Here is a 24,616-nt window from a genome sequence, read left to right on the forward strand (position 1 = left end):
TTCAAGTCTCGATCACAAAACTCAGACCATGGCGCTGGAAGCCCAGCGACTCGTAGAAGGCGTGTGCGGCCTGGCGTTTGGCGTTCGATGACAGGGCCAGCTTGTAGCAACCGGCGGTGCGCGCCTGTTCGATGGCGTGCGCCATGAGTTGGCGACCGATGCCCTGGCCCTGGCGGTCGGGAGCGACGACCACGTCTTCGGCGATGGCAGACGGCGCACCGTTGTGCGCCAGGTTGTGCATCACCAGCAGGGCGTAGGTGGCGATCACGGTGTCGGGAAACGACGGCTCGCAGGCGACGAAGAGCCGGTAGCTGGGGTAGCGCGCAAACTGCTGGAACACCTCGCGCGCCTGTGCCAGGGTGAGCACGGCGTCGTTGTCCAGCCCCGATTGCCCGTACAGCGCCAGCACGCCGGGCAGATCGGCTTCGGTGGCTTCGCGGATCAGCAGGCTCATGACGGGTCCCCCTCAGCCGGCTGGCGCGACTGGCAATAGTCCGAGTCCGAGCACACGTGCATGCGCGCGCCAGCGTCGTCGGTGATCACCTCGTCGAGGAAAGAATCGGTGGCGCCGCACAGGGCGCAGGCGGCGTCCCAGCGCTGCACCTCGAACGGGTGGTCCTCGAAGCCCAGGCTCTCCACCGACGTGTACGGCGGCACGGCGTAGATGCGCTTCTCGCGCCCGGCGCCAAAGAGCTGCAGGGCGGGGTTCATGTGCATCTTGGGGTTGTCGAACTTCGGGATCGGCGACGGCGCCATCACGTAGCGGCCGTTGACCAGTACGGGGTAGTCGTAGGTGGTGGCGATGTGGCCGTAGCGCGCGATGTCTTCGTAGAGCTTCACGTGCATGAGGCCGTATTCGGCCAGGCCGTGCAGGGTGCGGGTCTCGGTCTCTCGCGGCTCCAGGCGCTGCATGGGTTCGGGCACCGGCACCTGGTAGACCAGCACCTGGCCTTCAACCAGCGGGATCTCTGGGATGCGGTGGCGCGTCTGGATCAGCGTCGCATCCACGGTGCGCGTGGTGGTGGCCACGCCGGTGGTGCGCTGGAAGAAGCGCCGGATGTTGACCGCGTTGACGGTGTCGTCCGAGCCCTGATCGATGACCTTCAGGGTGTCGTCCGGCCCGATCACCGAGGCGGTGACCTGGATGCCGCCGGTACCCCAGCCGTAGGGCAGCGGCATCTCGCGCGAGCCGAACGGCACCTGGTAGCCGGGAATGGCCACGGCCTTCAGGATGGCGCGGCGGATCATGCGCTTGGTGCGCTCGTCGAGGTAGGCGAAGTTGACCTCGGCGGCGCGTTCGACGGCCGGCTCGGGCAGGCGCTCCAGCGCTACGGCTTCATAGGGTGCGTTCATGCGGCGGCCTCTTCGTTGGGGGTGGTGGCGTTTTCGACCTGTGTGGCGGCCACGGCGCGCATCTTGCGCACCAGCTCCAGCTCGGCCTGGAAGTCCACGTAGTGCGGCAGCTTCAGGTGCTGCACAAAGCCCGAGGCCTCCAGGCTGTCGCTGTGCGAGAGCACGAACTCGGGCATCTGGGCCGGCGACAACACCGCCTCGCCGAGTTCGTCGGCACGCAGCGCGCGGTCCACCAGGCTCATGGCCATGGCCTTGCGTTCGCTGTGGCCAAAGGCCAGGCCGTAGCCGCGCGTGAACTGCGGCGGCTCGGTCTTGCTGCCCGCGAACTGGTTGACCATCTCGCACTCGGTCAGCTCCATGTCACCGATGGAAATGGCAAAGCCCAGCTCTTCGGGAACGATCTCGACCGCCACCTGCCCGAGGCGGATTTCGCCGACGAAGGGGTGCGAGTTCGCATAACCACGCTGGGTCGAATAGGCCATGGCGAGCAGAAAGCCCTCATCGCCGCGCGCGAGGTTCTGCAGCCGCGTGGCGCGGTCGGCGGGAAAGCGCAGGGGTTCGCGCGTCAGGTCCACCGGTGCCGGGTCGCCCGGCGGCACCGGGCGGGTTTCGATCAGGCCTTCCTGGTTGAGCAGGTCCACCACGCGCGGCGTGGCCTCGGGCTGGGCGCTGGCCGCAGCGACCGCGTCGCCCGACACCACCGGGGCACCGCTGGCCAGCAGGCTGAAATCGAGCAGGCGCTGTGTGTAGTCGTAGGTGGGGCCGAGCACCTGGCCACCGGGCAGGTCCTTGAAGGTGGCCGAGATGCGGCGCTCCAGCGCCATGCGCGCGGTGTCCAGCGCGCAGGTGGTGCCCAGGCGCGGCAGCGTGGCGCGGTAGGCGCGCAGCAGGAAGATGGCCTCGATCAGATCGCCCGAGGCCTGCTTGATGGCCAGCGCGGCGAGCTCGGGGTCGTACACCGAACCTTCGGTCATGACGCGGTCGACCGCCAGCTTGAGCTGCTCGCGGATCTGCGCCACGCCCAGCTCGGGCTGGGCCGGGTCGCCACGGCGCTGGTCGGCCAGCAGGCGGTAGCTGTTGAGGATGGCGGTTTCTCCGCCCTTGACGGCAACGTACATGCTCAGGCCTCCAGAGCGGAGTGGGTGTGGATGCGCGTGGTGCGCGGCAGGCCCACGAGCTGGTCGTGGGTGGCGAGGAACAGGTCGACACCGCGCGGGAAGCCGCCGTGGTTGAGCGCCCATTGCGCGGCAAAGTCACCGGGCAGGCCGGTCACGCCGAGCAGCGCCTGGTCGCGGATGCCGGGGCCGCTGAGCGTCCAGCACTGCGCTTCTGCATCGACACCGGCGGACAGGGAACCCACATCGACCACGCAGGTGGCCGACTGGTCGGGGCATTGATCGCTGCCCTGGCGCAGGCTCTGCAGCGCGGGCAGCGCATCGCCAGCGCCCACCCAGACGAACTGGGCCTGCGCGGCGTGCTCCACCAGCTGGCAACCGGTGTGAAAGCGCAGCCACATCGCGGCGTCGCTGTCGCGCAGCGAGGGCGACAGCCAGAGGCCACAGTCGGCGTCGAGCATGGCGAGCAGGAACACCGCCGCGGCGGCGTTGCCGTGGCGGGGCAGCTCGGCGTCGTGCTCCACAGGGATGCAGCGGCCGGGGTGCGACAGGGCCTGCAGGGCCGAGCGGAACACCGCCTGGCTGCCGAAGGCCTCGTGGGAAAAACCGGCCCCCACCGAAGACAGATCGTGAGACATCAAGCGCCCTCCTCTTCGTCGTCGGCACCGCCCGACTCGCGCGCCACGGTGAAGAACTCCACCTTGGTGCTCTGCACACGCTGCTGGCGTTGCACCTGCTGATGCGCCAGGTGTTCGCGCACCGGCTGCAGCAGTTGCGCATCGAGAACGGCCTGCTGCGACGGGTCCTGCAACAGGGCATCGGCCAGCGCCGCGAGCTGTGCGTGGCGGTGCGAGCGGCCCATCACATAGGCCACGCCCACCGGCGCCTGCGGGGTGGTGCCGGGCAGGCGCAGCGCACAGCGGGTCACGGTGACTTCACCGAGGTTGAAGCGCTCGCCAGTGCCGCCCGCGCGGCCCTGCACCATCATCAGGCCGGTTTCGGGAGCGCGCAACCAGCGCGGTGCAGCCGAGCTGTGGGGCGCGAGCGCAGCTTCGAGCACCGGCATCGGTGCGCGTGCCAGCAGCGCCATCCAGTCGGGCCGGGTCAGCGGAGATTTCGGCCGGTTGGGCGCCGAACTGTCAAATGCATGAAACATGTCCGTGGTACCTTGTAAGACGTCTAGACAAATTGAATCCAGGCCCCGAGCGTAGGCCCGCCGAATGTCCCTTTCATGACAAAACTCCTGACCTTTCCAACGTCCCCCCCGGACACCCCCCGCGAAAACCAGAGCTTCTGGGCACGCATCGCCAACGAAATCTCCGAGGCCATTGCGCGCGGCGTTTACGAGCCCGGCCAGCGCCTGCCCTCGGAGCATGTGCTCGCCGAGCAGTACGGCGTCAACCGCCACACCGTGCGGCGCTCGCTGGCCAGCCTGTGCCAGAAGGGCCTGGTGCGCATCACGCAGGGCAGCGGCACCTACGTCGAAGACTTCGCGGTCGACCTGATCATTGGCAAGCGCACGCGCCACCGGCAGAACATGGCGCAGGCCGGTCTGCAGGGGCGCTTCGAGGTGCAGGACGCTCAGCGCACCCGCGCCACCGCCGCGATGGCGCAGGCCCTGCAGCTGCCCGCGCGCAGCACGGTGCTGCGCCTGCAGGTGCTGGGCGTGGGCGCCGGCCAGCCGCTGCACGTGAGCGACCGCGTGTTCCCGTTGCCGCGCTTCGAGCGGCTGGAGGCGGTGTTGCGCGAGACCGGCTCCATCACCGACGCCTTCACCGCCCACGGCGTGACGGACTACACCCGCAAAGAGAGCCGCATCACGGCACAGCTGCCGAGTCCGGAAGTGGCGGCCTTGCTCAAGCAGCCGGTCAACCGACCGGTGCTGTTCGTCACCAGCGTGAACGTCGACGGCGCGGGCGTGCCGATCGAATTCGCCAGCACCTGGTTCGCGGGCGACCGCGTCAAGCTCACGGTGACCCACGATGACCGTTGACTTCAGCAACGCCCACCGCTTCGCGGTCTACTTCTCGCCACCGCCCGGCTCCGCCTGGTGGGAAGCGGGCAGCCGCTGGCTGGGCCGCGACGCGGCCACCGGCACCCCGCTGGCACAACCCCGCTTCGACGGCCTCGCGCCCGAACCCCAACAGCGACTCACCGCCGACCCCCGGCGCTACGGCTGGCACGCCACGCTGAAAGCACCGTTTGTGCTGAGCGAGGGCGTGGGCCTGGACGACCTGCGCGAGGCGCTGCGGGCGCTGGCCGCTTCCTTCACCGCCTTTGACATGCCGGCCCTGCGGGTGCGAAAGCTGGGCGGGTTCCTGGCGCTGTGCCCCGAAGGCAACAAGGACGCCATCAACGCGGTGGCCAGCGCCTGCGTGACCCAGCTGGCCAAGCTGGCGGCGCCCCTGTCGTCCGACGAACTCGAACGACGCCGTCGCAAGGGAAACCTGTCCACCCAGGAAGACGCGCTGCTGGTGCGCTGGGGCTACCCCTACGTGCTGGAGCGCTACCGCTGCCACCTCTCGCTCACGGGCCACCTGCAAGGTGTTGACGAGACAACGGTGCAGCGCCTGGAGCAGGCGGCACAGACCTGGTTCGAAGCGCTGCCGCCCTGCCCCTTCGATGGACTGTCGCTGTTCGCGGAGCCCACCCAGGGCGCCGATTTCGTGTTCGTCGAGCGCTGGGATTTTCACAAATGAGCCGTCGCCTCGTGTACGTGGTCGGGCCCTCGGGCGCCGGCAAAGACAGCGTGCTGGGCTGGGTGCGTCACCACCTGACTCCCGTGCCGGCCATCCACTGGGCGCGGCGCACCATCACCCGCGCGGCGCGCCCGGGCGACGAGGTGCACGAGGCGGTGGACGAGCTGCAATTCCTGGCCTTGCGCGAACGGGGGGCCTTCGCGCTCAACTGGCAGGCCAACGGGCTTCACTACGGCATTCGCCACTGTGAAACCGCGCCGCTCGATCACGGCCACTGGGTGCTCGTTAACGGCTCCCGCGGTCACCTGGACACCACCCGTTCGCGCTTTCCGGGGGTGGCCGTGGTGCACATCTCCGCCAGCCCCGACACCCTGCGCCAGCGCCTGCTGGCGCGCGGCCGGGAAGGCCCGGCGGAGGTCGAGGCGCGCATCCACCGCACGCAGGCACTGCCGCCGACCCACGCCATCGAGATCCTGAACGACGGTGCGCTGGACGACGCGGGCCGCCAGCTTCTCAGCCACCTTCAGAACCTGCCCGGATGGCCTCAATGAGTTTCACCCACATCGCATCGTTCAACGTCGGCGAAGCCAGGCAGCTCGGCCTGGCGCCCAGCATCGCCCCCACGGCCGTCATCCAGGACTGCCGTTTCGGCCGCTACACCGAGGTCGGCGACCACGCGCGCCTGACCGACAGCGTGCTCGACGACTACTCGTACCTGGAGCGGGGCTGCGACATCATGTCGACCGACATCGGCAAGTTCAGCAACATCGCGGCCATGGTGCGCATCAACCCGGGCTTCCACCCCATGGAGCGCCCCACGCTGCACCACTTCACCTACCGCCGCGCCAGGTACGGCCTGGCGCCGGAAGACGATGCGAGCTTCTTCGAGTGGCGCCGCCGCCAGCGCGTGGGCATCGGTCACGACACCTGGATCGGCCACGGTGTGGTGATCATGCCGGGCGTGACCATCGGCAACGGGGCCGTGATCGGCAGCAACTCGGTGGTCACCAAAGACGTGCCGGCCTACGCCATCGCGGCAGGCGCTCCGGCGAAGGTCCTGCGCCAGCGCTTCACAAGATCCATTGCCAGCGCCATCGAGTCCACCGCCTGGTGGGACTGGGACCACGACACGCTGGCCGAGCGCATGGACGACTTCTGCGACCTGCGGCGCTTCCTGTCCCGGTACGCCGCATGACCCCGGAGCCGAACAGCCTGCACACAGGCCCGACCCGGTTGAAGGTGGTCACGTTCAACACCTGGAAGTGCGACGGAGACTACCCCCGGCGCCTGGAGACGATGTGCGAGCAGATGCAGGCCCTGGACGCCGATGTGTTCGCGCTGCAGGAATGTTTCGCCACGCTCGACGGCAGCACCGACACCGCCCGAACCCTGGCACAGCACCTGGGCATGCACCTGCACACCGCCCCGGCCCGCCGCAAGCCGCGCTGGTTTCAAGGCGGGTGGGTGGACAGCTTCTCGTCGCTGGCCGTGCTGACGCGCTCGCCCATCCGTTCCGGCGACCGGGTCGAGCTGCCTTCATCGGTGGCCGATGGGGGCCGGGTGGCCCAGATCTGCTCGCTGGAGGTGGCGGGTCGGTCGGTGCTGCTGGTCCATGCCCACCTGTCGCACCTGGAGGGCGGCGGTGCGTTGCGCGCCGAACAGTTGCGCGCCCTGCTGGGCCGCCCGGTGTGGATGCCACGGCACGACATCGCCCTGATCTGCGGCGACTTCAACGCCTCCATGGACTCGCCTGAACTGGCCCGGTTTCTGGAGCCTCCCTGGGGCCTGGTCGATGCGCACGAGCAGGCCGGCGCGGGCGCCAAGGTGACGTACCACACGCCCGAAGGACAGGGCCTGAACCTGGACCAGGTTCTCTGCATGCCCAGCTGCTCCCAGGCACCGGTGGTCTGTGTGGGCGCGTCGGTGGTGCTGAACGCACCCGCGCAGCCTTCGGGTGTGTTCCCCAGCGATCACGCGGGCGTGAGCGTCACCTTCAGCGTGGGCTGAGCCTCACCACGGACCGTGCCCGGCTGCCCCGCCCGCATGCCGGCCCATCGCCCGTGAGCAGCGCCTGCAACGGGCTCTCATCCGACCTCCCTGAAGGCCCTTCAGCGGCAGGTCTCTTCACGCCTCCGTCACATTTCTGTCATCAAAACCCCTGCCCTGGCCGGTATGCTGTGCGCCATGGGTAAACCATTAGGTCTTTGGTTTAACCAACCATTTACAAACCGTTGAGAGAGAGCGAGTTCACATGAGAGCCCTGAAAAAAGCCCGAAAGCTGATCGAAAACAAGTCCGGAAAACCGGCCGCCGACACCTTGTCGCGCCTGGTGCTCGCCCTGGAATCCGAGGTCCCGTTCCTGCTGTCGGATCTGTACAGCCTGGACTACGACGATTTCAACCTGGCCATGGAGGTCATGGCCGAGTGGCGGCTCGACCGCTACTACACCAGCAAGGCCGTGTTGCTGGACCTGTCCATGCAGGAGACCCTCCAGAAAGCCCAGCCCGGCGCCGAAGCCCCCAAGGCGGCGGTCGCGAAAGCCGACTGACCTGCCGCCTCCACCGCGCCCAGCGGCGCGTGCCCCACCACCCCTGCCCCGCGTCCGCCGGCAGGGGTTTTTTTTCGCCCAACACACCGCGACGGCGTGTTGAAGGGCGCGACTTCACGGTGGTGACACATGGGAACCGTAGGCTGCTCGGTTTGTTCCCAGCCTCCCACCCTTCTCATGCACACCCTTCGTCTCTGCACCTTGACCGCGGCCCTCGCGGCTTCCCTTGCTTTCTCCTCGCTGGCGCGCTCGGCGCAGCCGGTCCCACCCGTCGGCGCGTTTGCCATGGTCCACCACCTGGCGGTGGACGGCGTGGCCGAGATCGTGGCGGCCACGCCCGACGGCATGACGCTGGTCTACACCAGCGCCGACGCCGGGGTGCTGGGGCTGATCGACATCACACGCCCTGAACAACCGGTGCTGCTGCCGCGCGTGGACGTGCAGCGCATGGGCGTGGGCGAGCCCACGTCGGTCGCCATCAGCCCGGACGGCCGCTACGCCGTGGCGGCGGTGCGCATGGGTGACGACGTGAGCAACGCGCGCCGTGGGTTCCTGCGCGTGTACGACATCCGCAACCCGCGCGCGGTGCAACACGTCAAGGACATCACCGTGGGCGTGGGCCCCGATTCGCTGGCCCTGGTGGGCCAGGGCCGCACGCTGCGCGCCGTGGTGGCGATCGAAGACGAAGAAACCGACGCCAAAGGCGACGCCACGCTCGACGGCCAGCGCCCGGGCCGCATCGACGTGGTGGGCCTGCAAGACCTCTACGGTGGCGCCAGCACCGGCGTGCAGTCCATCGAACTGGTGAAGGCCCTGCAGGCCACGGCAGGCGTGGTCTACCCCAACGACCCGCAGCCGGAGTTTGTGTCTGTCGACGCGCGCGCTCAAAAGGCGGTGGTGTCGCTGCAGGAGAACAATGCGGTGGCGATCCTGGATCTGAGCCACCCGGCGCGAGCCAGGCTGGAACGCGTGTTCTCCATGGGCAACGTGGTCCGCAGCGGCAACGCCGATCTGAAAAAAGACAAGGAGGTGCTGTTCAAGGACAGCTTCACGGCCCGCCGCGAAGCCGACGCGGTGGCGTGGGTCGCGCCCGGTGTGTTTGCCACCGCCAACGAGGGCGACGGCAAGAAGGACAAAGAGGGCGTGCTGCCCGGTGCGCGCGGTTTCACGCTCATGAACACCCGCGGCGAGGTCGTCCATGAAACCGGCGAGCGCACCGAGCTCAACGCGCTGTTGCACGGCCATTACCCCGACGGGCGCTCGGCGGCCAAGGGTGTGGAGATCGAAGGCGTGGCGGCGGGCACGTTCGGTGGCAAGCCCTACCTGTTCGCGGGTTCTGAGCGCGGTGCTTTCGTCGAAGTGCACCGCGTCGAAGCCCCGAAACAGCCGCATTTCGTTCAGCTGCTGCCGACCGGCCTGTCGCCCGAGGGCCTGATCACGGTCACGAAGCGGCGCGACGGCCAGCAGCTGCTGATCACGGCCAACGAGGGCGACGGCTCGCTCAACCTCTACCGCTTTCACGCGCAGGGCGCACCCGCCGCGAGCGAGCCGCAACTGGTGGCGAAGGACGCCAGCATGCCGTGGGGCGCCCTCTCGGGCCTGACCACCGACGGCACGCACCTGTACGCCGTGCCCGACAACGCCTTTGGCCAGTCGCGCATCTTCCGGATCGACCCTTCGCCAGTGCCTCAGGGCCGCATGGTGATCGATCAGGTCACCATGCTCACCTCCACCGACGGCCAGGCATTGAAGGTGGACCCGGAAGGCATCGCCAAGGTGGCCGACGGTTTCTGGATCGCCTCGGAGGGCGCGACGGTCGAGGGCAACGAGCTGATCAAGGTGAACGCCTCGGGCGTGGTGCAGCAGCGCGTGAAGCTGCCCGCCAGCGTGCAGGCCCGGTTCGCCAGCCCCAAGACCGGCACGGGCTTCGAGGGCGTGACCGCGAGCGCCGACGGGCAGACGCTGTACATCGCCATTCAACGGGGCTTCGATGTCAAGCGGCCGCAGGCCGCGATCCTCAAGCTGCACCTGCCCACCGACACCTGGACCACCGCCCTCTACCCGCTGGACCGGCACAGCAAAGACCCGCAGCAGTTCTGGATGGGGCTCTCTGAAATCCAGCTCACCGACGACGGGCGCCTGCTGCTGCTCGAACGCGACAAGGGCGGCGGTGAAGGCCAGGCGATCAACGCCGAGGTCAAGCGGATTTACAGCGTGAAGGCCGCCGACGTCACGGAAGGCGCGACGCTGCAGAAGACCCTGGTGCGCGACCTGCGGAAAGACTTCAACTACCTGCAGGAAAAGGCCGAGGGCATGGTGGTGTTCAAGGGCGATCTGTGGGTGGTGAACGACAACGACGGCGCCGGCTGGACACGCTGGGTCAATGCCGGGAGGCCTTGATACTGCTTGTTGTTGCAATGCAACATTCATGGCAAAGAAATGAGAGTGTCACAGAGCTTTTGCGGTCGCCCGATGAAATACACCCACCTGCTTGCCCAAGGCAGCGGGTGTGGGGAGCGGCGGGGTTTCGCCGCCTCCACATTCACCCAACTTCTGGACAACATCCCATGAAAAAATCCCTCATCGCTCTGGCCGTGCTGGCCGCCTCGGGCGCCGCCATGGCGCAATCGTCTGTCACCGTCTACGGTCGTGTGGACCTGTCGGTGGGCAGCCTCAAGGAACTCGACAAGGGCAGCCAGACCAAGCTGTTCAACGGCGGCGACGGCGGTCTGACGACCTCGCGCCTGGGCTTTCGCGGCACCGAAGACCTCGGTGGCGGCCTGAAGGCCGGCTTCAAGCTGGAGCACCGCCTCGACGCCGACACCGGCACCTCGCAGGACCCGATGTGGAAGGGCGAGTCCACCGTCAGCCTGTCGGGTGGCTTCGGTGAAGTGAAGCTCGGCCGCAGCTCCACCATCTATGACGAAGTGCGTGGCCTGGCCTACAGCAGCAACGTGTTCGACTCGGCCTTCACGCCCGCCGCCAACGGCGTCTGGGGCTCGGGCGGCGACTACAGCAGCCGCTTCAACAACAAGATCACCTACGCCCTCCCCTCGATGGGCGGTGTCTACGGCGGCATCGAATACGCGCTGGACGAAGACGCCACCGTCGACGCCAACATGGTGGGTGCCAAGGTCGGCTACAAGAACGGCCCGCTGAACGTGGCTTTGGGCCTGCAGCAGGAAAAGGGCAAGGAAAACGACTACCTGATGTTCGCCGGTTCGTACGACCTGGGCATGATGAGCCTCTCCGGTGGCTACAACACGCGCAAGGGCAATGACGCCAAGGGCGACGACAACGAACTGACCGTGGGCGTCAACGTGCCCCTGGGCAATGTCAATCTGTCGGTCGGCTACGCCACCAGCAAAACCGAAATCGGTGGCTCCACCGCCGGCAAGTCATCGGGCTTCGGCGTCGGCGCAACCTACGCCCTGTCCAAGCGCACCAAGCTGTACGGCGGCCTGCGTTCGCACAACGTGAAAAACGGTTCGGGCACCAAGACGGCCGACACCCGCCTGTTCGCCCTGGGCCTGCGCCACGACTTCTGATCGTTTTCTCCGGGTCTTGCGCGGGTAGCCAACGCGGCAATCAGAGTCTGCGCAAGTTTTTTCAGCCACCGGCGCTTCGGCGCCGGTGGTTTTTTTCATGGGCCGTCAGTCGTCCACCGGCGTGAGCTTGGCCACCGACAGCGCCAGCCACTTCACGCCATGGCGCGAAAAGCTCACCTGCGCGCGCGCATCGGCGCCCGCACCTTCCAGCGCCAGCACCTTGCCTTCGCCGAACTTGTTGTGGAACACCTTCATGCCGGCCTTGAGGTCGGTGCCGCGGTCGGGCTCGGGGTTGCTCTTGCCCCCCAGGCCTTTGGGGTCGCTGCCCGAGGCCCAGCCGGGTGACCATGCCGGCTGCAGCACGGCGGGCGCCCCCGCACCCCGCGTGCCGTAGCCACCCCGGTTGCCCTGCCAGCCACCGCCACCGCCCGCTCCAGCTGCGCTCGGGTTCCAGGCCGGCTGCTGCGGCGTGAGCCACTTCAGGCAGGCCTCGGGCAGTTCCTCGAAGAAGCGGCTCTTCATGTTGTAGCGCGTCTGGCCGTGCAGCATGCGCGTCTGCGAATGGCTGAGGTACAGGCGTTTGCGCGCCCGCGTGATCGCCACGTACATCAGGCGGCGTTCTTCTTCCAGTCCGTCGCGGTCGCTCATCGAGTTCTCGTGCGGAAACAGGCCCTCCTCCATGCCAGTGATGAACACGCAGTCGAACTCCAGGCCCTTGGCGGCGTGCACCGTCATGAGCTGCACCGCGTCCTGCCCGGCCTGGGCCTGGTTGTCGCCCGATTCGAGCGCGGCGTGCGTGAGGAAGGCCGCGAGCGGGCTCATGGTTTCGCCGGTGTCGGCGTCGGGGGCGAGCGGCTCGTCCACCACGGGCAGCGTCGGGTCGATGCCCTGGCTGGCCGGGCTCTGCGTCAGTGGCGAACCGTCCACCGTGCGCGCCACCGCGTCACGGCCGAAGCCCTCAATGCCCACAAAGCTCTTGGCCGCGCTGACCAGTTCTTCCAGGTTCTCCACCCGGTCCTGCCCTTCGCGTTCGGCGCGGTAGTGCTCCACCAGGCCGCTGTGGTCCAGCACCAGCTCGATGATCTCGGAGAGTGTCATGCCCACCGAGCGCTCGCGCAGCACATCGAGCTTGGCCACGAAGCCGCCGATGGCCGCGCCGGCGCGGCCGGTGACAGCGCTCACTGCGTCGTGCAGCGAACAGCCCGAGGTGCGCGCGACGTCCTGCAGCTGCTCGATGCTGCGCGCCCCGATGCCGCGTGGCGGGAAGTTCACCACGCGCAGGAAACTGGTGTCGTCGTTGGCGTTTTCCAGCAGGCGCAAATAGGCCAGCGCGTGCTTGATTTCGGCGCGCTCGAAGAAGCGCAGTCCGCCGTACACGCGGTAAGGCATGCCGGCGTTGAACAGCGCGGTTTCGACCACGCGGCTCTGCGCGTTGCTGCGGTAAAGCACGGCCATCTCGCTCTTCGGAATGTCTTCGCGCGCGAGCTGCTTCATCTCGTCCACCATCCACTGCGCCTCGGCGAAATCGCTCACCGCCTCGTACACGCGCACTGGCTCGCCAGCGCCTGCGTCGGTGCGCAGGTTCTTGCCCAGGCGGTGGCTGTTGTGGCTGATGAGCTGGTTGGCCGAGTCGAGGATGTTGCTGACGCTGCGGTAGTTCTGCTCCAGCTTGATCTGGTGCTTCACGCGGAACTCGCGCACGAAGTCGGTCATGTTGCCCACGCGCGCGCCGCGGAAGGCGTAGATGCTCTGGTCGTCGTCGCCCACGGCAAACACCGCATTGCCGGAGGGCGTGAGCCCCTCGATAGGCGGTGCGGAAAACATCTTGATCCACGCGTATTGCAGGCGGTTGGTGTCCTGGAACTCGTCGATCAGGATGTGTTTGAAGCGGCGCTGGTAGTGCTCGCGCACCGGGTCGTTGTCGCGCAGAACTTCGTATGAACGCAGCATGAGTTCACCGAAATCCACCACACCTTCGCGCTGGCACTGTTCTTCGTAGAGCGCGTACAGCTCCACCTTCTTGCGCGTCTCTTCGTCGCGCGCGACCACGTCGCCCGGGCGCTGGCCGTCTTCTTTGCAGCCGCTGATGAAATACTGAATCTGTTTGGGCGGATAACGCTCGTCGTCCACGTTGAACTGCTTGCACAGGCGCTTGATGGCCGAGAGCTGGTCTTGCGTATCGAGGATCTGGAAGGTCTGCGGCAGGTTGGCCAGCTTGTGGTGCGCGCGCAGGAAGCGGTTGCACAGGCCGTGGAAGGTGCCGATCCACATGCCGCGCACGTTGACCGGCAACATGCTGGACAGCCGCGTCATCATCTCCTTGGCGGCCTTGTTGGTGAAGGTCACGGCCAGCACACCGCCGGGCGTGACCTGCCCGGTCTGCAGCAGCCAGGCGATGCGGGTGGTGAGCACACGGGTCTTGCCCGAGCCGGCGCCGGCCAGGATGAGCGCGTGTTCGGCGGGGAGGGTGACGGCGGCGCCCTGTTCGGCATTGAGGCCCGCAAGCAGCGGGGACGGGGCAACGGATTCTTCAAACAACATGCTTCGATTGTAGGAAGCCGGGGCACCGCGCCGGGTCTATATGTCCCTGCGTATGAACGCTATAAGCCCGCCATCCGATGGCCGCCCTGTGCCGCGCCGGCCGTAGCGCCTAGAATCAACCACCGGGCCCAAGATTCTTGCGCCCGGTTTCTTTTTGGCCGGATGGATTCCCGCCCGACAGAAGACCGGACCCAAGCCAAGCGCTCTCCCTGTTCATTCACAACAGTTTTCTGGAGCCTGGTTTTATGGAGATATTCGACTACGACAACATCCTGCTGCTGCCGCGCAAATGCCGCGTGGAAAGCCGCTCGGAATGCGACGCTGGCGTGGAGCTGGGCGGGCGCAAATTCCGCCTGCCGGTGGTGCCGGCCAACATGAAGACCGTGGTGGATGAAAAGATCTGCCTCTGGATGGCGCAGAGCGGCTACTTCTACGTGATGCACCGCTTCGACCTGGACAACGTGCAGTTCGTGCGCGACATGCACGCCGCGGGCGTCTACGCCTCGATCTCGCTGGGCGTGAAGGCGCCCGACCGCGCCACGGTGGACAGCCTCGCCGCCGAGGGCCTGGTGCCCGAGTACATCACCATCGACATCGCGCACGGCCACGCCGACAGCGTGCGCGACATGATCGGCTACATCAAGGCGCGGCTCCCGAGCAGCTTCGTGATCGCCGGCAACGTGGCCACGCCCGAGGCGGTGATCGACCTGGAGAACTGGGGCGCGGACGCCACCAAGGTGGGGGTGGGCCCGGGCAAGGTCTGCATCACCAAGCTCAAGACCGGCTTCGGCACCGGCGGCTGGCAGCTCTCGGCGCTCAAGTGGTGCGCGCGCGTGGCGACCAAACCCATCATTGCCGACGGCGGCATCCGCAGCCACGGCGACATCGCCAAGAGCGTGCGTTTCGGCGCCTCGATGGTCATGATTGGCTCGCTGTTCGCCGGGCACGAAGAGTCGCCGGGCAAGACGGTCGAGGTGGACGGCGAGCTGTACAAGGAGTACTACGGTTCGGCCAGCGACTTCAACAAGGGCGAGTACAAACACGTCGAAGGCAAGCGCATCCTGGAGCCCATCAAAGGCAAGCTGGCGAACACGCTGATCGAGATGGAGCAGGACGTGCAAAGCTCGATCAGCTACGCGGGCGGCACGAAACTGTTCGACCTGAAGAAGGTGAATTACGTGGTGCTCGGTGGCGAGAACGCGGGCGAACACCTGTTCATGTAGGCCCACCCCCGCGCCGCGCCCAGGGGCGCGTCACCCCCTCAAGGGGGCGGCACTGGCCGTCCGGCAAAGCCGGCCCGGCGGTGCCCTGAGGCGGACTCCCCCTCCGGCGCGAGATGTCTTGTTCGAGGATGCGGTGGAACCGGCTTCGCCGGGCCACTCGCATCGCCCCCTGGAGGGGGTCGCGCGCAGCGCGGCGGGGGTGGTCCTGTCCAGCGGGTGGGAATCAGTCCAAAAGCTGCATCGCGAGATCGTTGAGCCGGTGGCCCGGTTGCACCAGAGCTTCGAGCACGCTGAAGTGGTTCAGGCCCGGCAGGGTTTCGCAGATGGGCACCAGGGCCTCGCCCCAGGTTTCGCGGATCAGGCGGTTCTGGCGCAGGAACTCGCTGCTTTCGTCACCGCCCGCCACGCTCAGCAACACGCCCCGCTCGTCCTCCTGCGGCACGCGCGGCAAATAGGCCGGGCTGGCCATGCGCACCTGTTCCGGTGTCAGGCGCAAGGCGTCGCTCAGAAACGGGGTGTGGCGCAGCGGTTCCAGATCGAACACGCCCGAAATCGACAGCGCGTTGTTCACGAGATCGAGCGGCAGGTCGCTCGCGTAGCGGTCCCACTCGCAGGCCAGCAGCATCGCCGCGAGGTGGCCGCCAGCCGAATGGCCGACCAGCGAAATGCGGCGCGGATCACCGCCGTGCACCGCGATGTGGCGATAGACCCAGGCCAGCGCCTTGACCATCTGCAGGGTGATCTGGGGAATCGTCACCGCCGGACACAGCGCGTAGTTGGGCACCACGACACAGGCGCCCTTGTTCACGAAGGCCGGGGCCAGGAAGCTGTGGTCCGCCTTGTCCAGGCTGCGCCAGTAGCCCCCGTGGATGAACACCAGCACGGGGGCCAGCGGCTCGCCAGCCTTCTGGCGCGGGTGGAAGAGGTCCAGCGTCTCCCCCGGCTCGTGTCCGTAGGCCACGTCCAGCAAGCCCCCCAGCTCGGCCCTGGCTTGACTCGACCCGGTGGCCCAGCGCTCGAAGTGCTGGGCATGCTCGGGCACGAGGGCGCGGTTGTTGTACTGGCTGTCGAGCCAGGCGGGGTCGGTGTGTTGGGCGTCGTTCATGGGCGGCATTGTCCCGCAGCGCAGTGAAACACCCTGTCACTCACATCGTGAGAAGTTCGTGTATTCTGTATACGGAGTACAGAATACACACACATGACCGCCCAACTCCTGCAACTCGAAACCGCGCCCGACCTGGTGGATCAGGTCTACCGCGCCTTGCTCGACGCCATCAGCGAAGGCTCGCTGGCGCCCGGGCAACGGATCACGCAGGAAGAGCTGGCCGAGCGCCTTGCGGTGTCGCGCCAGCCGGTGATGCAGGCGCTGCGCCTGCTCAAGCGCGACGGTTTCGTTCACGACGCGCCGCTGGCCGGCGCACCCAACGGCCGCAGCCGCGGCCTGCAGGTCGCGCCGCTGGACGCGGGCTGGATCGCCCAGGTCTACGAGGTGCGCGGCGCGCTCGACGTGCTGGCCACGCGCCTGGCCGCCGCCCGCCGCATCCACATCGACCCGGCCCTGATCACGCGGGGCCGCGAGGCGGTGGGCCGGGGCGACATCAAGGCCATGATCGACGCCGACCTCGCCTTCCACCGAGCCCTCTATCAGGGGTCGGCCAACCCGCTGATCGAGCAGAGCGCGCTGCTGCACTGGCACCACATCCGCCGCGCCATGGGCGAGGCCCTGCGCCACCATTCGCTGCGCGGCCCGGTCTGGGACGAACACGAGGCCATTGCCGCCGCCGTGGCCCAGGGCGACGGCGAGCGCGCCGAGGCCCTGATGCGGGAACACAGCGGCCAGGCCAGCGCCTACCTGGGCGCCCACATGGACACCCGCCCCACCGGCGCCACACCCCATCACTCCGTGGTTCGTTGAACCACTTCATGCGGTTTCCGGGCGCTGCCCGGAAACCGCATTTTTTATCCCTTCCCACCGATCCCGCGCGCACCCTGCGCCTACACTTTTCCCATGACCCACGCTTCCCCCACCCCGCTTTCCATCGCCGTGCTCGGCATCGGCATGATGGGTTTTCCGATGGCCCGCCGCCTGTGCGAAGCCGGCCACCGCGTCTTTGCCTGGAATCGCTCCCGCCCCAAAGCGGATCGCCTGCAGCCCTTCGGCGCCGAGGTGTCCGACACCCCGGCGCAGGCCGTGGCCCTGGCCGACATCGTGATCTGCCTGCTCGAGGACGGCAGCATCGTCGAGAGCGTGCTGTTCGAGCAGGGCACGACCGGCGGCCTGCGCCCGGGCACGCTGGTGATCGACATGTCGTCCATCCAGCCGCGCCAGGCGCGCGACCACGCTGCCCGGCTCGCCGCCATTGGCGTGAGCCACCTGGACGCCCCGGTGTCGGGTGGCACGGTGGGCGCCGAAGCGGGCACGCTGGCCATCATGGCCGGCGGCAAACCCGCCGACTTCGAGCGCGCGCTGCCCGTGTTCGAGCACCTCGGCCGCGCCACCCATGTGGGCCCCCACGGCGCGGGCCAGTTGGCCAAGCTCGCCAACCAGATGATCGTGGGCATCACCATCGGCGCCGTGGCCGAGGCCCTGCTGCTGTGCGAAAAAGGCGGCGCCGACATGGGCAAGGTCAAGCAGGCCATCAGCGGCGGTTTCGCCGACAGCCGCATCCTGCAGGTGCACGGCCAGCGCATGATCGAGCGCGACTTCGCCAAGCGCGGGGCCGTGGCCGTGCAGCTCAAGGACATGCGCAACGCGCTCACCACCGCCAGCGAGATCGGCTTCGAGGCGCCCATCACCGCCCTGTTCGAACAGCTGTTCGCCCAGGCCGCCGACCACGGCCTGGCCGATCTGGACCACTCGGCCCTGTTCATGGAGCTGGCCAGCCGCAACGGCATGCGATAGAGAACTGGGGGGCAGAAACCCTCCTTTTCCGGCGCACCCCGTTCGGGGGTGTGCCGAGAATGGACGGGGTATGCAAATCAGCCCCCAAGGAACCCGCAGCGTGAACCCCTCCACCCTCATCGGCATGGTGGCCAGCGTCGCGCTGATGGCCGTCATCCTGCTGTTTGCATCCGACAACCCGTGGAATTTCATCGACGCCCCCAGCATCGCCATCGTGCTCGGCGGCACGCTCGCGGCCACCTTCCTGAGCTACCCGCTGAGCGAGGTGCTGCGCGTGTTCCACCTGGTGGGCCAGGTCATGCGCGAAGACCGGCTGGACACCAAGAACGACATCGAGGAGCTGGTGGGTCTCTCGCGGCTGTGGATCCAGGGCGATCTGCAGGCGGTGGAAAAATCGCTGGCCCTGGTGACCAACCCTTTCCTGCGCACCGGCGTGCAGCTGGTGATCGACCGCACGCCCGAAGAAGAAATCATCGACCTGCTGCAGTGGCGCATCGCCCATCTGCGCCAGCGCGAGGCGGCCGAGGCGCAGCTCTTTCGGGTCATGGCCAGCTACGCGCCCGCCTTCGGCATGCTGGGCACCCTGCTCGGCCTGATCAACCTGATGGACCTCGTGGGCGACGGCGACATGACGGCCATCGGCTCGCAACTGGCCATCGCCCTCGTCACCACCTTCTACGGCGTGCTGCTCGCCAACCTGGTGTTCAAGCCCATCGCGGTCAAACTGGAGCGCCGCACCGAGCAGCGGCTGGTGCTCATGAACATGGTGCTCGAAGGCATTTCGATGATGTGTGTGGGCCGCAGCCCGGCGCTGATGCGCGAAACCCTCAAGGCCTTTGTCGCGCAGTTCGATGACGAGATTTTTGATGGACAAACCCAAACCGCTCGCCGCTGACACCATGCCAGCCACCGTCCACCCCGTCCCGACCCCCACGCGCACGCCCAGGGTCTCCACCAGCGTCGGCCGCTACCGCCGCTGGCACGTGGACACCCGCGCCGAACCCGAAGAAGAAGGCTGGTTGATCACCTACCTGGACGTGATCACCCTGATCCTCGTGCTCATGGTCGTGATGCTGGCCATGTCCGGCCCCAAGGACAGCAAGAAGCCGATCGACACCGCCCCGGCACCGGCCGCCGCCGAACCGGAAGCCGCCGCAGCAACAGCGCCCACGGTGGCGAACATCGTGCCGCCTGTGCCACTGCCGGTTCCGGTACCCGCAGTGGTGCCGCCACCCGAAGCGCCCGCCCCTCCGGCCCCCAAAACGCTCAACGGATTCCCGCTCGATCAGCTGGGCAACGACATCGTGGTGACCATGGAAGACGACGCGGTGCGGTTCCGCATCAGCAGCGAAATCCTGTTCGACTCCGGCGCCGCAGCGCTCACCGGCGCGGGTTATCCGGTGCTCGACCGCCTGATTCCCCTGCTCAATGCCGACCCCGATCTGCGCCTGGTGGTCGAAGGCCACACCGACAGCATGCCGATCAGCAGCGAGCGCTTTCCCTCCAACTGGGAGCTCTCCACCGCCCGAGCCGCCAGCGTGGCCCGCTACCTGATCGAGCGCGGTGTCGCACCTCAGCGGCTTGAGGCCTCGGGCTTTGCCGACACCCGCCCGCTCGCCGCGCGCGACAACCCGGTGGACCGCGTGCACAACCGCCGCGTGGAACTCACGATGGAGCGTTCGCCCAAAGACAAGGTCACCGCCCGCTGAAAGAATGCCCCGCAAGCGGGGTGGCTTTGCTAACATCGCGCTGGATCGTGGGGACGTAGCTCAGCTGGGAGAGCGTCGCGTTCGCAATGCGAAGGTCGGGAGTTCGATCCTCCTCGTCTCCACCACCGCCCACCGGGCACCCCGACATCGCCCCGGAACACTCAAAAGCCCCCTGGAATCAACGCCTTGGGGCTTTTTTCTTGCCCGAGGGGCCCCGGGCGGTCCCATGTCGTCCAGCGTTTCACGCGAAGTCTCCGAGGGATTTCCCTGATTCAGATAGTCCTATAGAGGACTATATTCCCCTCCATGAACACACCTCTCCGCCTGGTCGAGCCGACCGAACCCGGCCTCAGCCGCTACGCCTCGCTGGCACACGCCTTGCGCGCCCGCGTGGTGGCGGGCGAGTGGTCGCCCGGCTCCGCCCTGCCCGCCGAAAGCCAGCTGGCCAAGGAACACGGCGTGGCCCTGGGCACCATGCGCCGCGCGCTGGAACTGCTGGTGGAACAGGGCTTCATCGAGCGCATCCACGGTCGCGGCACCTTCGTGCGCCAGGGGCTGGCGGGCGCGTCCATGCTGCGCTTCTTCCGCTTCGACAGCGGCACGGGCGAGGTGCCGGCTTCGCGCATCCTGCAGCGCAGCCGGGTGAACGCGCCGGCCGCGGTGTCGCGGGCGCTGGGCATCGGCACCGGAGAACCGGTGCTGCGACTGCACCGCCTGCGCCTCATGGGCGACCAGCCGCGCCTGTTCGAAGAACTCTGGCTGCCGCTGGACCTGTTCGCGCCGCTGGCCGACGACGACCTGGCCACCTGGGACGACCTGCTCTACCCCATGTTCGCGCGCAAGCTGCAGGTGCACATCCACCGCGCGCTGGACGACATCGGCTTCGGCCAGCTCAGCGCCGCGCAGGCCCGCCACCTGGGCCTGCCCGCCGGCCATCCCTGTGCGCAGGTGCAGCGCTCGGCCTACGACCTCTCGGGCCGCTGCGTCGAGCTGCGCACCACGCGCGGCGACGCCCACGCCTTCCACTACACCGTCAACATCACCTGAAGGAACCCCCATGGTCCACCCGAACACGCACGCCCAAGGCTGGATGCCCTCTCGCCGCCACCTGATCGCCTCGGCCAGCGCCGCTCTGGCCGCGCCCTGGATCGGCGCCCACGCACAGGGCAAGATCGCCGGCGGCAAGCCGATCACGCTGATCGTGTCCTACCCGCCCGGCGGCGGCGCCGACCTCATGGCCCGCACCATCGCTCCGAAGCTCGAAGCCGCGCTGGGCCAGACCGTGGTGGTGGAGAACAAGGCCGGCGCCAGCGGCCAGCTCGCGGCGGGCCACGTGGCCCGTTCCGCCGCCGACGGCAGTGTGCTGCTGCTCGACGCGTCCTCGTTCGCCGTGAATCCGTCGCTGTTCCCCAAGCTGCCCTACGACAGCGCCACCGCGTTCACGCCGCTGGCCGTGCTCGCCACCTTCCCGAACGTGCTGGTGTGCACGCCGAGTTTCGAGGCGAAGGACGTGAAGGACGTGATCCGCCTGGCCAAGGCCAAACCGCTGAACTACGCCTCGTCCGGCAACGGCTCGGCCCAGCACCTGGCCGGCGCCCTGTTCGAGCAACGCGCCGGTGTGGACCTCACCCATGTGGCCTACCGCGGCGGCGGCCCGGCCATGAACGACGTGATGGGTGGCCAGGTACCGCTGTTCTTCGCCAACGTCGCGTCCTCGCTGGGCCACATCAAGGCCGGCAAGCTGCGCCCGCTGGCGGTGACGAGTGCGCTGCGTGCCCGCTCACTGCCGGACGTGCCGACCATGGCCGAGGCCGGCGTCAGCGGTTACGAGGTGCTGGAGTGGAACCCCATCCTGGCCCCCGCCGGCCTGCCGGCCGATGCGAAGGCCGCTCTGGTGGCCGGCATCCGCAAGGCGCTGGAGGACGCCGAGGTGCTGGGCCGCATCCGCCAGCTTGGCGGCGACGTGTTCGCCGACGCCAGCCAGCAAAGCGCCGGCAAGTTCATCGCGGCCCAGCAGGCCCTGTGGGCCAAGGTGATCAAGGAACGCAACATCACCACCGGATGAGCCTGCGCACAAACCCCATACCAACGGGCTGGGACTGCCATGTGCACGTGTTCGACCCCGCGCACCCGGCGCAGGCCGGCCACTACCGGCCGGTGCTGCGCGACCTGCCGGAGATCGAGCACACCGCCGCGCCGCTGGGCCTGGGCCACCTCGTGCTGGTGCAACCCAGCGTCTACGGCACCGACAACGGCCTGATCCTGCGCGCGCTGGCCCGCGAGCCGGGCCGCCACCGGGGCATCGCGGTGGTGGACACGGCCGTGACCGACGCCGAACTCGACACCATGCACAGCCTGGGCATGCGCGGCGTGCGCTTCAACCTCGTGTCCCCGGTGGGCAACGGCCCCGAGGCCTTTCGCGCCCTCGCGCCCCGGTTGAAGGCGCGTGGCTGGCACGTGCAGTGGTATGCGAAGGCCGACCAGCTCGCCGCCATCGCGGAGTTGCACGAAGGCAGCGGCCTGACCGCCGTGCTCGACCACCTCGCCGGCCTGCACGCGGGCATCGGCGCCGACGATGCCGCCTGGGCCGCCCTGCAGCGCCTGGCCGACCTGGGCGCCTGGGTCAAGCTCTCGGGCTGGTACCGGCTGCAGGCCAGCGCACCCTACGACACGCTGCACGCCCACATCCAGCGCGTGGCGCAGACGATGGGCGAACGCCTGGTCTGGGGCTCCGACTGGCCGCACACCGCCTTTCCACCCGAAGCCCTGCCGCCTTACGCCAGTGTCTGGCAACCGGTGGTGCAGGTGCTCGGCGAGTCCCGCGCCGCCGCCGTTCGCGAGGCCGGCGCCTTGCTCTACGCCTGAACATCGGACAGACTCGCGCCATGCGCATCCTGCTCGCCGAAGACGAAACCGAACTGGGCACCTGGCTCGTCAAGGCGCTGGGCCAGAATCACTTCCATGTCGACTGGGTGAACGACGGCCGGCTGGTGCGCCGCAGCCTGAAGGCCACCAAGTACGACGCGCTCATCCTCGACCTGGGTCTGCCCGGCCTGGGCGGGCACGACGTGCTGTCCGACCTGCGCGAGGCCGATGAGCGCCTGCCGGTGCTCATCCTCACCGCGCGCGATTCGCTGATGGAGCGCGTGAACTGCCTGCACGGCGGGGCCGACGACTTCCTGGCCAAACCCTTCGACGTGGCCGAACTCGAAGCTCGGCTGGTCGCGCTGATCCGCCGCTCGCGCGGGCAAGAGCACCCGCGCTTTGCCTGCGGGCCGCTGAGCTACGACAGCGCGTCCAAACAGTTCCGCCTGATGCACGAGGTGCTCAGCCTCACGCCGCGCGAACACGCGGTGCTGCGCGCGCTGATCCAGCACCCGGGCGAGCCGCTGTCCAAGCGCGAGCTGCTGGAGCGCGTGTTCTCCGACGAGCAGGACGTGAACCCCGAGGCCATCGAGGTGCTGGTGCACCGCCTGCGCAAGCGGCTGGAGGCATCGCCCGTTCGCATCGCCACGCTGCGCGGCCTGGGCTACCAGCTGGAAAGCACCGCGTGACACCGCTGTCGTGGTCGCGCGCGAGCATCCGCCGTTTCCTGCTGGTGCTGCTGCTGCCGGGCCTGGGCGCCGTGTTCGCGGGCGAGCTCTGGCTGGCCTGGCGCACCGCCAGCGAAGCGGCCGACGCGGCCTACGACCGCTCGCTGCTGGGCGCGGTGAAGTCCATCGATTCGAGCATTTCCACCGCCAGCGGCGGCATCGGCGTGGAGCTGCCCTACCGCATGCTCGAGTTCTTCGAGCTGACCGCGCAGGGCCAGGTGTTCTACCGCGTCGCCACGGAAGACGGGCTGGTGGAAATCGGCAGCGCCAACCTGCCCGCGCCGCCCTCGCCGCTGCAGACCGGCCAGCCACAGTTCCACGAAGGCGCCTATGTGGGCCAGGCGGTGCGCGTGGGCAGCTACGCGCGCGAGCTGAACCCGCCGCTGGCCGGGCAGGCCGGACCGCAGCGCGTGGTGATCCAGGTGGCCGAGACGCTGGAGGCGCGCAATCACTTCCGGCGTTCGCTGGTGCTGCAGTCGCTGGCGCGCGACGTGCTGCTGATGGTCGCGGCCAGCGCGCTGCTGGCGCTGGCGATTGCCTGGGCCATGCGCCCGCTGGACCGGCTGCGCCAGGAGGTGGACGCGCGCGACCCGCAGGACATGACGCCGGTGGACGACACCGGCGCGCCCGCCGAGGTGCGGCCGCTGGTGCAGGCCATCAACCACCACATTCATCGCCACCGCGAGCAGACCGAGGCGCGCCGCCGCTTCATCGACGACGCCTCGCACCAGCTGCGCACGCCGCTGACCACGCTGGCCACGCAGGTGGCCTACGCGCAGCGCGAGGCCGACCCGGCGGCGCAGCGCGAGGTGCTGGACAACATCCGCGCACAGCTGGACGAAACCATCCGGCAGACCAACCAGATGCTCTCGCTGGCGCGGGCCGACAGCGCTCCACCGCAGCGCCAGGCCTTCGACGCGGTGGCCCTGGCCGAAGCGCTGGTGCGCCAGTGGTGGGGGCCGGCGCGCGAACAGGGCGTGGACCTGGGCCTGGACGCGCCCGACGGCCCCGTGCCGCTGCAAGGCGAGCCCGACCTGCTGCGCGAGGCCCTGGCCAACCTGCTGCACAACGCCATCCGCCATGGCGGCGCGGGTGCCCACGTGACGCTGGTCGTGCGCGGCGAAGCGGATGGCGCGGTGCAGCTGGCGGTGGTGGACAACGGCCCCGGCCTGCCACCCGAGGAACTGGCGCGCGCCGGAGAACGCTTCTTCAGGGGCGGCGGTGGCGCCCTGCCCGGCTCCGGCCTGGGCCTGGCCATCGTGCGCACCGTGGCGCAGCGGCATGGTGGCGAGATGTGGGTGGGCGCGGGGCCGGAGGGTCGTGGGCTGGCCGTCACGCTCACGCTGCCGGCGCCGCCGACATCCGAGGCCATCTCGGGTTAACCC

Annotated in this window: 25 protein-coding genes and 1 tRNA gene; 19 read left to right on the top strand and 7 right to left on the bottom strand. The window is 68.4% G+C overall.

Annotation, left to right across the window (positions count from 1 at the left end):
• Position 1: 1 nt before the first annotated feature.
• From IM738_RS11505 to phnG, 5 genes are read right to left on the bottom strand one after another with little or no spacing between them, the layout of a single operon-like run.
• Positions 2-454: a GNAT family N-acetyltransferase gene (locus IM738_RS11505; RefSeq protein WP_236965991.1), complete on the bottom strand. Its 453-nt coding sequence runs from the start codon at positions 452-454 to the stop codon at positions 2-4.
• A complete protein-coding gene (locus tag IM738_RS11510; RefSeq protein ID WP_272907859.1) occupies positions 451-1,353 on the bottom strand; it encodes an alpha-D-ribose 1-methylphosphonate 5-phosphate C-P-lyase PhnJ in 903 nt (300 codons plus the stop codon). The genes IM738_RS11505 and IM738_RS11510 overlap by 4 nt, the downstream gene beginning before the upstream one ends.
• The gene (locus IM738_RS11515; protein WP_236965992.1) at positions 1,350-2,471 is read right to left on the bottom strand and encodes a carbon-phosphorus lyase complex subunit PhnI; all 1,122 of its coding nucleotides are present in this window, start codon (positions 2,469-2,471) and stop codon (positions 1,350-1,352) included. The genes IM738_RS11510 and IM738_RS11515 overlap by 4 nt, the downstream gene beginning before the upstream one ends.
• 2 nt (positions 2,472-2,473) lie before the next feature.
• Positions 2,474-3,106: a phosphonate C-P lyase system protein PhnH gene (gene phnH / locus IM738_RS11520; protein ID WP_442908510.1), complete on the bottom strand. Its 633-nt coding sequence runs from the start codon at positions 3,104-3,106 to the stop codon at positions 2,474-2,476.
• Positions 3,106-3,624, bottom strand: coding sequence for a phosphonate C-P lyase system protein PhnG (gene phnG / locus IM738_RS11525; protein ID WP_236965994.1), 519 nt, complete (start codon positions 3,622-3,624; stop codon positions 3,106-3,108). Before phnG ends, phnH begins: the two co-directional genes overlap by 1 nt.
• A 75-nt stretch (positions 3,625-3,699) precedes the next feature.
• Here phnG and phnF point away from each other — a divergent pair, with 75 nt between their 5' ends.
• The 8 genes from phnF to IM738_RS11565 all read left to right on the top strand — a co-directional run bounded on the left by phnF (position 3,700) and on the right by IM738_RS11565 (position 11,263).
• Positions 3,700-4,461, top strand: a complete 762-nt coding sequence (phnF, locus tag IM738_RS11530; RefSeq protein ID WP_236965995.1) for a phosphonate metabolism transcriptional regulator PhnF — start codon at positions 3,700-3,702, stop codon at positions 4,459-4,461.
• Positions 4,451-5,167, top strand: coding sequence for a DUF1045 domain-containing protein (locus IM738_RS11535; protein WP_236965996.1), 717 nt, complete (start codon positions 4,451-4,453; stop codon positions 5,165-5,167). The genes phnF and IM738_RS11535 overlap by 11 nt, the downstream gene beginning before the upstream one ends.
• The gene (phnN, locus tag IM738_RS11540; protein WP_236965997.1) at positions 5,164-5,718 is read left to right on the top strand and encodes a phosphonate metabolism protein/1,5-bisphosphokinase (PRPP-forming) PhnN; all 555 of its coding nucleotides are present in this window, start codon (positions 5,164-5,166) and stop codon (positions 5,716-5,718) included. The genes IM738_RS11535 and phnN overlap by 4 nt, the downstream gene beginning before the upstream one ends.
• Positions 5,715-6,362 carry a DapH/DapD/GlmU-related protein gene (locus IM738_RS11545; protein ID WP_236965998.1) on the top strand — a complete coding sequence of 216 codons (648 nt, stop codon included), beginning with the start codon at positions 5,715-5,717 and terminating at the stop codon, positions 6,360-6,362. Before phnN ends, IM738_RS11545 begins: the two co-directional genes overlap by 4 nt.
• Positions 6,359-7,174: an endonuclease/exonuclease/phosphatase family protein gene (locus IM738_RS11550; RefSeq protein ID WP_236965999.1), complete on the top strand. Its 816-nt coding sequence runs from the start codon at positions 6,359-6,361 to the stop codon at positions 7,172-7,174. The genes IM738_RS11545 and IM738_RS11550 overlap by 4 nt, the downstream gene beginning before the upstream one ends.
• 244 nt (positions 7,175-7,418) lie before the next feature.
• Complete coding sequence (locus tag IM738_RS11555) at positions 7,419-7,715, top strand: hypothetical protein (RefSeq protein ID WP_236966000.1); 297 nt, start codon at positions 7,419-7,421, stop codon at positions 7,713-7,715.
• 177 nt (positions 7,716-7,892) lie between these two features.
• A complete protein-coding gene (locus IM738_RS11560; protein WP_236966001.1) occupies positions 7,893-10,115 on the top strand; it encodes an esterase-like activity of phytase family protein in 2,223 nt (740 codons plus the stop codon).
• Between the two features lie 167 nt (positions 10,116-10,282).
• The gene (locus tag IM738_RS11565; RefSeq protein ID WP_236966002.1) at positions 10,283-11,263 is read left to right on the top strand and encodes a porin; all 981 of its coding nucleotides are present in this window, start codon (positions 10,283-10,285) and stop codon (positions 11,261-11,263) included.
• A gap of 105 nt (positions 11,264-11,368) precedes the next feature.
• On the opposite strand, the gene IM738_RS11570 is transcribed toward IM738_RS11565, so the two are convergent.
• Complete coding sequence (locus IM738_RS11570) at positions 11,369-13,804, bottom strand: UvrD-helicase domain-containing protein (protein ID WP_236966003.1); 2,436 nt, start codon at positions 13,802-13,804, stop codon at positions 11,369-11,371.
• Between the two features lie 245 nt (positions 13,805-14,049).
• Here IM738_RS11570 and IM738_RS11575 point away from each other — a divergent pair, with 245 nt between their 5' ends.
• The gene (locus tag IM738_RS11575) at positions 14,050-15,027 is read left to right on the top strand and encodes a GMP reductase (protein ID WP_236966004.1); all 978 of its coding nucleotides are present in this window, start codon (positions 14,050-14,052) and stop codon (positions 15,025-15,027) included.
• A gap of 223 nt (positions 15,028-15,250) precedes the next feature.
• Here IM738_RS11575 and IM738_RS11580 read toward each other — a convergent pair whose 3' ends face one another.
• A complete protein-coding gene (locus IM738_RS11580) occupies positions 15,251-16,132 on the bottom strand; it encodes an alpha/beta hydrolase (RefSeq protein ID WP_236966005.1) in 882 nt (293 codons plus the stop codon).
• A gap of 93 nt (positions 16,133-16,225) precedes the next feature.
• Here IM738_RS11580 and IM738_RS11585 point away from each other — a divergent pair, with 93 nt between their 5' ends.
• The 10 genes from IM738_RS11585 to IM738_RS11630 all read left to right on the top strand — a co-directional run bounded on the left by IM738_RS11585 (position 16,226) and on the right by IM738_RS11630 (position 24,613).
• On the top strand, positions 16,226-16,942 hold the full coding sequence (locus tag IM738_RS11585) for a GntR family transcriptional regulator (RefSeq protein WP_236966006.1): 717 nt from the start codon (positions 16,226-16,228) through the stop codon (positions 16,940-16,942).
• Between the two features lie 93 nt (positions 16,943-17,035).
• Entirely contained in the window at positions 17,036-17,929 is an 894-nt protein-coding gene (locus IM738_RS11590) for an NAD(P)-dependent oxidoreductase (RefSeq protein ID WP_236966007.1), read from the top strand.
• A gap of 100 nt (positions 17,930-18,029) precedes the next feature.
• Positions 18,030-18,824 (top strand): motility protein A, encoded by a 795-nt coding sequence (locus tag IM738_RS11595; protein ID WP_236966008.1) that lies wholly within the window; start codon positions 18,030-18,032, stop codon positions 18,822-18,824.
• The gene (locus IM738_RS11600; RefSeq protein ID WP_236966009.1) at positions 18,796-19,638 is read left to right on the top strand and encodes an OmpA/MotB family protein; all 843 of its coding nucleotides are present in this window, start codon (positions 18,796-18,798) and stop codon (positions 19,636-19,638) included. The genes IM738_RS11595 and IM738_RS11600 overlap by 29 nt, the downstream gene beginning before the upstream one ends.
• A 49-nt stretch (positions 19,639-19,687) precedes the next feature.
• Positions 19,688-19,763 (top strand) — tRNA-Ala (locus IM738_RS11605).
• 181 nt (positions 19,764-19,944) lie between these two features.
• Entirely contained in the window at positions 19,945-20,685 is a 741-nt protein-coding gene (locus IM738_RS11610; RefSeq protein ID WP_236966010.1) for a GntR family transcriptional regulator, read from the top strand.
• A gap of 10 nt (positions 20,686-20,695) precedes the next feature.
• Positions 20,696-21,703, top strand: coding sequence for a tripartite tricarboxylate transporter substrate binding protein (locus IM738_RS11615; protein WP_236966011.1), 1,008 nt, complete (start codon positions 20,696-20,698; stop codon positions 21,701-21,703).
• The gene (locus tag IM738_RS11620) at positions 21,700-22,503 is read left to right on the top strand and encodes an amidohydrolase family protein (RefSeq protein WP_236966012.1); all 804 of its coding nucleotides are present in this window, start codon (positions 21,700-21,702) and stop codon (positions 22,501-22,503) included. Before IM738_RS11615 ends, IM738_RS11620 begins: the two co-directional genes overlap by 4 nt.
• A 20-nt stretch (positions 22,504-22,523) precedes the next feature.
• Positions 22,524-23,192, top strand: a complete 669-nt coding sequence (locus IM738_RS11625; RefSeq protein WP_236966013.1) for a response regulator — start codon at positions 22,524-22,526, stop codon at positions 23,190-23,192.
• Positions 23,189-24,613, top strand: coding sequence for a sensor histidine kinase (locus IM738_RS11630; RefSeq protein WP_236966014.1), 1,425 nt, complete (start codon positions 23,189-23,191; stop codon positions 24,611-24,613). The genes IM738_RS11625 and IM738_RS11630 overlap by 4 nt, the downstream gene beginning before the upstream one ends.
• Positions 24,614-24,616 lie beyond the last annotated feature (3 nt).

The sequence above is a fragment of the Hydrogenophaga sp. SL48 genome, from assembly GCF_021729865.1.
In the GTDB taxonomy this organism is placed as follows: domain Bacteria; phylum Pseudomonadota; class Gammaproteobacteria; order Burkholderiales; family Burkholderiaceae_C; genus Hydrogenophaga.

What these genes read in the sequence shown, in the direction of transcription:
- IM738_RS11585 (WP_236966006.1), top strand. Translation starts at nt 16,226, where the DNA reads ATGACCGCCCAACTCCTGCAACTCGAAACCGCGCCCGACCTGGTGGAT.
- IM738_RS11620 (WP_236966012.1), top strand. Translation starts at nt 21,700, where the DNA reads ATGAGCCTGCGCACAAACCCCATACCAACGGGCTGGGACTGCCATGTG.
- IM738_RS11575 (WP_236966004.1), top strand. Translation starts at nt 14,050, where the DNA reads ATGGAGATATTCGACTACGACAACATCCTGCTGCTGCCGCGCAAATGC.
- IM738_RS11560 (WP_236966001.1), top strand. Translation starts at nt 7,893, where the DNA reads ATGCACACCCTTCGTCTCTGCACCTTGACCGCGGCCCTCGCGGCTTCC.
- phnG (WP_236965994.1), bottom strand. Translation starts at nt 3,624, where the DNA reads ATGTTTCATGCATTTGACAGTTCGGCGCCCAACCGGCCGAAATCTCCG.
- IM738_RS11565 (WP_236966002.1), top strand. Translation starts at nt 10,283, where the DNA reads ATGAAAAAATCCCTCATCGCTCTGGCCGTGCTGGCCGCCTCGGGCGCC.
- IM738_RS11570 (WP_236966003.1), bottom strand. Translation starts at nt 13,804, where the DNA reads ATGTTGTTTGAAGAATCCGTTGCCCCGTCCCCGCTGCTTGCGGGCCTC.
- IM738_RS11615 (WP_236966011.1), top strand. Translation starts at nt 20,696, where the DNA reads ATGGTCCACCCGAACACGCACGCCCAAGGCTGGATGCCCTCTCGCCGC.
- IM738_RS11505 (WP_236965991.1), bottom strand. Translation starts at nt 454, where the DNA reads ATGAGCCTGCTGATCCGCGAAGCCACCGAAGCCGATCTGCCCGGCGTG.
- phnN (WP_236965997.1), top strand. Translation starts at nt 5,164, where the DNA reads ATGAGCCGTCGCCTCGTGTACGTGGTCGGGCCCTCGGGCGCCGGCAAA.
- IM738_RS11555 (WP_236966000.1), top strand. Translation starts at nt 7,419, where the DNA reads ATGAGAGCCCTGAAAAAAGCCCGAAAGCTGATCGAAAACAAGTCCGGA.
- IM738_RS11550 (WP_236965999.1), top strand. Translation starts at nt 6,359, where the DNA reads ATGACCCCGGAGCCGAACAGCCTGCACACAGGCCCGACCCGGTTGAAG.
- IM738_RS11515 (WP_236965992.1), bottom strand. Translation starts at nt 2,471, where the DNA reads ATGTACGTTGCCGTCAAGGGCGGAGAAACCGCCATCCTCAACAGCTAC.
- IM738_RS11610 (WP_236966010.1), top strand. Translation starts at nt 19,945, where the DNA reads ATGAACACACCTCTCCGCCTGGTCGAGCCGACCGAACCCGGCCTCAGC.
- IM738_RS11580 (WP_236966005.1), bottom strand. Translation starts at nt 16,132, where the DNA reads ATGAACGACGCCCAACACACCGACCCCGCCTGGCTCGACAGCCAGTAC.
- IM738_RS11625 (WP_236966013.1), top strand. Translation starts at nt 22,524, where the DNA reads ATGCGCATCCTGCTCGCCGAAGACGAAACCGAACTGGGCACCTGGCTC.
- IM738_RS11510 (WP_272907859.1), bottom strand. Translation starts at nt 1,353, where the DNA reads ATGAACGCACCCTATGAAGCCGTAGCGCTGGAGCGCCTGCCCGAGCCG.
- IM738_RS11535 (WP_236965996.1), top strand. Translation starts at nt 4,451, where the DNA reads ATGACCGTTGACTTCAGCAACGCCCACCGCTTCGCGGTCTACTTCTCG.
- IM738_RS11600 (WP_236966009.1), top strand. Translation starts at nt 18,796, where the DNA reads ATGGACAAACCCAAACCGCTCGCCGCTGACACCATGCCAGCCACCGTC.
- IM738_RS11545 (WP_236965998.1), top strand. Translation starts at nt 5,715, where the DNA reads ATGAGTTTCACCCACATCGCATCGTTCAACGTCGGCGAAGCCAGGCAG.
- phnF (WP_236965995.1), top strand. Translation starts at nt 3,700, where the DNA reads ATGACAAAACTCCTGACCTTTCCAACGTCCCCCCCGGACACCCCCCGC.
- phnH (WP_442908510.1), bottom strand. Translation starts at nt 3,106, where the DNA reads ATGTCTCACGATCTGTCTTCGGTGGGGGCCGGTTTTTCCCACGAGGCC.
- IM738_RS11590 (WP_236966007.1), top strand. Translation starts at nt 17,036, where the DNA reads ATGACCCACGCTTCCCCCACCCCGCTTTCCATCGCCGTGCTCGGCATC.